A 6,279-nucleotide genomic window follows, 5' to 3' on the forward strand; every position below is an offset into this window, starting at 1 on the left:
ACGGGAGTGACCATAGATTCGTTTTCCAAGCGGACCCCAATTAACACTTGCCAACCTATCTACTGGTTGGTAGATTTGATTTTAACAACACGACACACAAACAAAAACACACAACAGAACATCAGGAGCGTCATCATGAAAAACATCATCAAAACCACCCTTGCCATCATCGCCCTGTCCGCCAGCGCACTGAGCTATGCCGCCAGCCCGCAAATGGTTTCCCGCAGCGAAGCAGCATCGCTGCAAAAAATTGGGGTGGTCTCTTCCGGTGGCTTCACCACCCTGGATGACCTGGTGGCCTCACTGGATATGAAAGCCGCTGATGCCGGGGCCACACACTACCGCATCACCAGTGCCACCGGTATGAATAAACTTTCCGGTACCGCTGTCCTGTATCGTTGAATACCCGTTACCCTCGCAACTGCGCCCGGAACCCTTCTGGTTTCCGGGCGCAGTTGTGTCTGAATAACAGGCACCCGCAGGTGCCAGGAGAACATTATGTCCACCCATGACAGTCTGATTGAACTGACTGATACCCTTATCCAGCAGAACGGCTACCAGGGCTTCAGCTATGCTGATCTCGCTGACGGTCTGGGAATACGGAAGGCCAGTATCCATTACCATTTTCAGACCAAAACCGACCTCGGGCTTGCCTATTGTGAATACAAGGAGGCCAGCCTGCTGAAACTGGAAGCTGCCCTGTTACAGCTGCCACCGGGTAAAGCCCGTCTGCAGGGTTATATGGACGCATTTCTCAAATGCGCCGACAGCGGCCAGATGTGTGGCATTCACGCCATGCTGTCCGACAGCGCCCTGTTTGAAGAACCTCTTCAGAAAGCCACCTCACGACTGGCACAAACCGACCTGCGCATCCTGACCAGTGTGCTGGTTTCGGGTCGTGAAAGCGGTGAACTGGCTTTTACTGCTGAGCCGGCTGACGTGGCCATTATCATCGGCAGCGCCATTAAAGGGGCCCTGATGCTCAATCGGATCCCTCCTCATGATGCCTGTTCCCGCACCATGAGCGCGCTTATTCAGCTACTCTCCCGCCCGTAAAGCCACGCCTGTGGCTGCCCCGGTTTAACCGGGGCAGCCAGCACTCAAAAAAATCACCGCTGACAACGCCTGTATTCCGGGGGCCTCAGAAGACATTAAGACTTTCCTTGCGTTTAATTTCCAGTTACCCCTTGCCAATCTATCTACTGGTAGGTAGAATAAATATTAACAACACGACAACACAATAAAACAGACATGCAGGGGGCATCATCATGAAAGCACTTATCAACGACGTTATCGCTGTCTTCACCCGTAAAGCCCATGGACCGGTCATCATCAAATCCGATCTTACTGAGGAAGAAAAAGCAGCTCTGGTACCGGTCCGTACACTCTCTGTTGGCTGGGTGTCTTCCGTGGATGAGCTGGAGCGGGAGGTTATCCGCGAAGCCCTTGAACATGGCGCTGCCGCTTATCTGATTTCTGAGCTTGAGCAGGCCCGTTTCGTTCATGCCCGCGCCACGCTGTTTGCATAAACACAAAACGAAAATAAAAGGACACACACCATGAAAAATAACGTCGAGACACAACTGCGCCGGTTACTTCGTAAAACGTCAGGCCTGGACATTATGGTTCTGCGGCTGTCAGTGATTTTCATCTTCGCCCTGTTTGGCACCTACAAATGGTTTGCCTTCGAGGCCAATGCCCTTCACCACCTGCTGCCAGGCACCTGGCTCGGTGCGCTGTATCCGGCTCTCGGCGTTCAGGGGCTCAGCTACGCACTCGGCGTGGTGGAAAATATCACCCTTCTGGCCCTGATTGCCGGATTTTTCCGGCCGGCAGTGGGTGCAGCAGGCGCCCTGATGGTGGCAGGCACCGGCATCGTCACCCTGAGCCTTCTGCCGCAGCTGGGTCGCATTGACAGCTTCATTATCAAGGATGTTCTTCTGATTGGGGCTGGACTGGTGCTGTTGCGTCATGACCTGCGACGGACACTGATTAACCGGAGGGCGAAGCAACTCAGCGCCGTGCACAAACCCCGCTCGTCTGACGCATTGTCAGCCATGGGGTGACCCTGAATTACGCAGCAGCCTGATATTTCTGGCCAGCAAATATGACACCACTCCCGGGTTCATGGTGAGAGGCATGGAAGCCGCCTTTCGGGCGGGGATCACTCCCCGCTACTTTTTAGAGCGCTACCTGGAAAATAAGTCGCTCCCCGCCAACCCGGACTTTGAAAAACACTATCTGGATCTTATTCATGAGCAGGACCCGTCCCGGTGAGTGAGATTTGTCAGGAGAGCGATATGAACAAACCGTATAAAAAAGACCCACAGACCATTCAGGCACTGACGGAACTGCAGTTCAGCGTCACCCAGAAAAGCGCCACTGAGCGCCCGTTTACCGGAGAATATGACGACCACTTTGAGGACGGACTGTACGTGGATATCGTCTCCGGTGAGCCACTGTTCTCGTCGAAGGACAAATTTGATTCGGGCTGTGGCTGGCCGGCATTCAGCAAACCAGTGGAAAACAACGTCCACAACCTGAGCGACCTCAGTCATGGCATGGTGCGTACTGAAGTGCGTTCCCGTCACGGTGACAGCCATCTGGGACACGTCTTCCCTGACGGGCCACAGGATACCGGTGGATTACGTTACTGCATTAACTCGGCTTCACTGCGTTTTATCCCGAAAGGCGCTCTGGAAACAGAAGGATACGGTGAATTTCTTCCCCTGTTTGAGAAAGGAGATAAGCATGAAAACTGATGTGGCAATCCTTGCCGGTGGTTGTTTCTGGGGTGTCCAGGAGCTGATCCGCAAACTCAATGGCGTGGTCAGCACCGAAGTGGGCTATACCGGCGGACGTAATGATAACCCGACATACCAGCACCACCCAGGACATGCGGAGGCGGTGAAGGTGGTGTATTCCCCGGATAAACTGAGCTACCGAAAACTACTGGAATATTTCTTTAGTATTCACAACCCTACAACAATACTTCGTCAGGGTAATGACGTCGGCTCAAGCTACCGCTCAGCCATCTTTTTCACCACAGAGGAGCAAAAGCAGCAGGCAAACCAGCTTATCCGTGAAATAGATGATTCAGGAGTCTGGCCCGGAGTCGTGGTGACAGAAGTAGAGCAGGCCGGTGAGTTCTGGTCTGCAGAGCCAGAGCATCAGGATTACCTGCAGCATAATCCCGACGGCTATACCTGCCATTTTGAACGACCTGACTGGACGCTTCCGGGATAAGTCACCGTCGCAGACTCGCAGCATTCAGCCCCGCCCATGTGCGGGGCTTTTTTGTTCATATGCAGAAACGAGAATGGGATCACAAACAAATTTCTTTAGTCCATTTCTTGCATACAAAACAATCAACATCCTGATTTTAAGGGGCATATTAGAAAAAAGATGAGGATGATTAGGGTCAAAGGGACAAAGGGACAATGTTTAGAATTATGCTGACCGTTATCGCAGGATCGTTATTTTACGGACTCTCGGCCAGTCTGTGTTTTGCCGGGCTTTTTCGCATACACGCCCCCAGTGCCTGCACAGCCTTCTGTCTGACTTATAACCCAACAGCCGGCTATGTCATGCTGGTTACCGGTATGACACTGTTTATCGTATTTTTGCTCAGCCTTTTCCGGACAACAAAAGCCCCTATTTAACATAAAGGCTTCATTGTACGCACCGCTAAAACGCGCTCAGGGCGATTTCAGCGCGAAGCCGGTGAAAACCACAGCTTACCCGGCGAAAACCCCGCAAAACTTGCCTGATGAATTCTGATGGCATGAATGGCTATGCACCGGACTGCATGGCGGCCCGTTTCAGTGCGTTTACCACCTGAAACCGCCAAAAAGCGCCCTTTTGCGCGGGAAATCTCTCATTTTCTCCCTGGAATACTCACAACAATCATAATTACTAGTAATGTTTTCTGTGTGTACGACAACTCTGTAATGCCTGAGGAATTAATGACCGGTTCAAACAACAAGACACGCGATATCACTAGCAACCGCAAGTATCTGATCAAGAATGCACGCGGCCAGGCAGCCTATAAAGCACGTATGCGCGAGGCGGGTTATAAGCAAATTGCGGTATGGGTACGAGAAGATGTCAGAGAGGCAGGACGACAAGCCGGACTGGAATCTGACGCGCTGTTGTCAGGGGCTGCGCAGCATGATCCATTAGGCTGGATGGTCGGTTTTGCTGAGGGACTCAGGCAGCGAGAAAAAAAAGACAGCAACCCGCAGTAAGCCTGCAAGACAGCACGAATAACAGAGAACAGCCAGTACAAGGAAGTAACGCTTCGCGTACCGGATTCAGCATATTTTTCAGGGAGTGTCCCTGCTAAACTCCTTCATGTCGACGCATCAACCCCGGAGGCTCTGTAATGAGCAATACCACACACTACGAAAACGCCAACTTCTTGCGGGAACTGGCCGAAAGTCTGCCCCGCATACTGCCGGAAGGTGGCCCGGACAAGGCAGCACTGTTGCAGCGCCTGGCTAACGAAGAACTGGCACAGGCCGAGTATGAAGATCAGGTTCGCGCCAAAGTGACTGCAGCCCGCGCTGATACACGCCCGGGCATGACCACGGAACAACTCCGCCAGCGGCTGCATGGTCGCTATCAGGAACTGCGTGATGCCGTATGACGTGGAATGGAAGCAGGGAGCCATCGAGGACGTAACGGCACTGTTTGACTACATCGCGGAAAATTCATCTCTGTGGGATGCGCGGAACGTCACCGATCGCGTTCTTGCGGCCGCAGACAAGCTGGCAGACTTTCCGCGTCTCTACGAAGTGGACTCACGCTATGGCGAGGACGTTCGCCGGATAAGCCTGATGGGACAGCATGTCCTCTATGATGTGAATGACCCGGCGCAGAAAATCCGGGTTCTGGCCGTAGTCGGCCAGCGCCAGAATCCCCACTCCGTCCGCTGATAACGGGTGACGGGGGCGCAATTCATTGCGTGGCCGTCGCCGGTTGGACAAGCGCAGCGCGTCAGCGCTTCCCCCATTGCCACCACCGGCGCGGTGTCTCTGCTGTCTCCGTTTTGTGTTCCAGTAGTCTCATGGCCTGCATTTCCTGCCGCAGCCCGGCCACCTCTTCCCGCAGCGCTTTTATCTCCGCAATCAGCGCCTCTGATACCGTTTTTTCAGTCTCATCCGGCAGTCTCAACCCGTCCCGATCATGAGTCTCAATCAGTCTTAACTCACCGTACACCCGGATAAGCTCGCTGGTATCTACGACACGACCACCATCAGCCTCCGTCCGGTATGATACGCGGCCTTTAGCCATATCCCGATACAGGGAACTTCGGGCTTTTCCCGTCAGTTCCGTGGCCTGTCTCACCGTCACCCACGCCATTGTCTCACCCCGCTATTTTTGAGACAGTATACCCGACAGGCGCACACCATGCCCGGAAGGAAAGAAACATGACGAAACAGGAAAAAACCGCCCTCAACATGGCAAAATTCATCAGGGATCAGTCGCTGCTGTTGCTGGAAAAGCTGAACGAACTGGATATGGATACCGCGGCCGACATGTGCGAACGGCTGCACGAGGACGCGGAAACGCTCTGGCTGGCAATGCGGGACCAGCTCGGGGAGGAATAACAGCACCGACGCGGCCGGTGCTGTCTGCCGTCATTTCATCAGACGACGCAGGCAAAGAAGGGTACCACCGATCAGGATCGCCGCCGTGCCTCCCTGCCCGAAATGCAGGAACAACCAGTCACGGATCGCCGGGTTCCTCGCCAGAAACTGCACGAACCCGTAGAGCAGCAGAAACACCGGCAGCACGCGCCAGAACAATTTCAGCAGATGCGCGGCCAGCACACACAGCCCTCCGGCCATCGCCCCGACCATAAGCAGGGCCTCCCGGCCCACAACCGCAATCCGGTTTGTCATAAAACACCTCATAAATGAATGATTAACCTCAGACCATGACCATGAATTTGAAGCAGGCAAACAGCCGTTCCCGGTCCAGCTCTGCCGTTTTTCGGGCCTCGCCGGTCTGTGGGTTCACGATTTCATCCACCGCCAAAATTGCCCGTTGCACCCGGACGAGCGTCGGCCTGTCCGGGCAGATGTACCAGATTTCATCGATGCCGTTCGCCCGGCGGTTGAACAGATAGGGGTCGTCTCAGAAAACGGAATCTATGGTCACTCCCGTTTTTGCAACACCGATTTTGACGACAAGTTGGCTTGCTTGAATCTATCCGGCGTCTGAATGGGATTTTATTCCCGCGCCTTGATGAGTTCCGCGCCTGATGAACCTCCA

At 53.9% G+C, this 6,279-nt stretch carries 13 protein-coding genes and 1 pseudogene; 11 read left to right on the forward strand and 3 right to left on the reverse strand.

Features of this window, described 5'->3' with window-relative positions; all coding sequences use genetic code 11:
* The first annotated feature begins 135 nt into the window (after positions 1-135).
* The 10 genes from INF68_RS22045 (at position 136) to INF68_RS22090 (ending at position 4,937) form a co-directional block, all read left to right on the forward strand.
* Positions 136-402 (forward strand): YdgH/BhsA/McbA-like domain containing protein, encoded by a 267-nt coding sequence (locus INF68_RS22045; RefSeq protein WP_001567383.1) that lies wholly within the window; start codon positions 136-138, stop codon positions 400-402.
* A 96-nt stretch (positions 403-498) separates the two neighbouring features.
* Positions 499-1,056, forward strand: coding sequence for a TetR/AcrR family transcriptional regulator (locus tag INF68_RS22050; protein ID WP_001567382.1), 558 nt, complete (start codon positions 499-501; stop codon positions 1,054-1,056).
* A gap of 212 nt (positions 1,057-1,268) precedes the next feature.
* Complete coding sequence (locus INF68_RS22055) at positions 1,269-1,529, forward strand: DUF1471 domain-containing protein (RefSeq protein ID WP_001567381.1); 261 nt, start codon at positions 1,269-1,271, stop codon at positions 1,527-1,529.
* A gap of 30 nt (positions 1,530-1,559) precedes the next feature.
* Positions 1,560-2,066 carry a DUF417 family protein gene (locus INF68_RS22060; RefSeq protein ID WP_001567380.1) on the forward strand — a complete coding sequence of 169 codons (507 nt, stop codon included), beginning with the start codon at positions 1,560-1,562 and terminating at the stop codon, positions 2,064-2,066.
* 73 nt (positions 2,067-2,139) lie between these two features.
* Positions 2,140-2,277: a hypothetical protein gene (locus tag INF68_RS22065; RefSeq protein WP_021243014.1), complete on the forward strand. Its 138-nt coding sequence runs from the start codon at positions 2,140-2,142 to the stop codon at positions 2,275-2,277.
* A gap of 23 nt (positions 2,278-2,300) precedes the next feature.
* Positions 2,301-2,762, forward strand: coding sequence for a peptide-methionine (R)-S-oxide reductase MsrB (gene msrB / locus INF68_RS22070; protein WP_021243015.1), 462 nt, complete (start codon positions 2,301-2,303; stop codon positions 2,760-2,762).
* On the forward strand, positions 2,752-3,246 hold the full coding sequence (gene msrA, locus INF68_RS22075; protein WP_021243016.1) for a peptide-methionine (S)-S-oxide reductase MsrA: 495 nt from the start codon (positions 2,752-2,754) through the stop codon (positions 3,244-3,246). Before msrB ends, msrA begins: the two co-directional genes overlap by 11 nt.
* 719 nt (positions 3,247-3,965) lie before the next feature.
* Positions 3,966-4,247 carry a hypothetical protein gene (locus tag INF68_RS23360; protein WP_021243017.1) on the forward strand — a complete coding sequence of 94 codons (282 nt, stop codon included), beginning with the start codon at positions 3,966-3,968 and terminating at the stop codon, positions 4,245-4,247.
* A 137-nt stretch (positions 4,248-4,384) separates the two neighbouring features.
* On the forward strand, positions 4,385-4,648 hold the full coding sequence (locus INF68_RS22085) for a hypothetical protein (protein ID WP_000072676.1): 264 nt from the start codon (positions 4,385-4,387) through the stop codon (positions 4,646-4,648).
* Positions 4,638-4,937 (forward strand): type II toxin-antitoxin system RelE/ParE family toxin, encoded by a 300-nt coding sequence (locus INF68_RS22090; protein ID WP_021243018.1) that lies wholly within the window; start codon positions 4,638-4,640, stop codon positions 4,935-4,937. The genes INF68_RS22085 and INF68_RS22090 overlap by 11 nt, the downstream gene beginning before the upstream one ends.
* Before the next feature lie 61 nt (positions 4,938-4,998).
* On the opposite strand, the gene INF68_RS22095 is transcribed toward INF68_RS22090, so the two are convergent.
* Positions 4,999-5,364, reverse strand: coding sequence for a hypothetical protein (locus INF68_RS22095; RefSeq protein WP_021243019.1), 366 nt, complete (start codon positions 5,362-5,364; stop codon positions 4,999-5,001).
* Positions 5,365-5,432: 68 nt separating this feature from the next.
* On the opposite strand from INF68_RS22095, the gene INF68_RS22100 reads away from it, so the two are divergent.
* Positions 5,433-5,612, forward strand: a complete 180-nt coding sequence (locus tag INF68_RS22100) for a Rop family plasmid primer RNA-binding protein (protein ID WP_021243020.1) — start codon at positions 5,433-5,435, stop codon at positions 5,610-5,612.
* 30 nt (positions 5,613-5,642) lie between these two features.
* Here the strand turns inward: INF68_RS22100 and INF68_RS22105 are convergent, their stop codons facing one another.
* Both INF68_RS22105 and INF68_RS23550 read right to left on the reverse strand, forming a co-directional pair.
* Entirely contained in the window at positions 5,643-5,906 is a 264-nt protein-coding gene (locus INF68_RS22105) for a hypothetical protein (protein WP_021243021.1), read from the reverse strand.
* 28 nt (positions 5,907-5,934) lie between these two features.
* Positions 5,935-6,132: pseudogene (locus INF68_RS23550) on the reverse strand (hypothetical protein); the annotation flags it as partial.
* Positions 6,133-6,279: the final 147 nt, after the last annotated feature.

It is taken from the genome of Enterobacter cloacae complex sp. P16RS2, assembly GCF_014982155.1.
GTDB lineage: Bacteria > Pseudomonadota > Gammaproteobacteria > Enterobacterales > Enterobacteriaceae > Enterobacter > Enterobacter cloacae_M.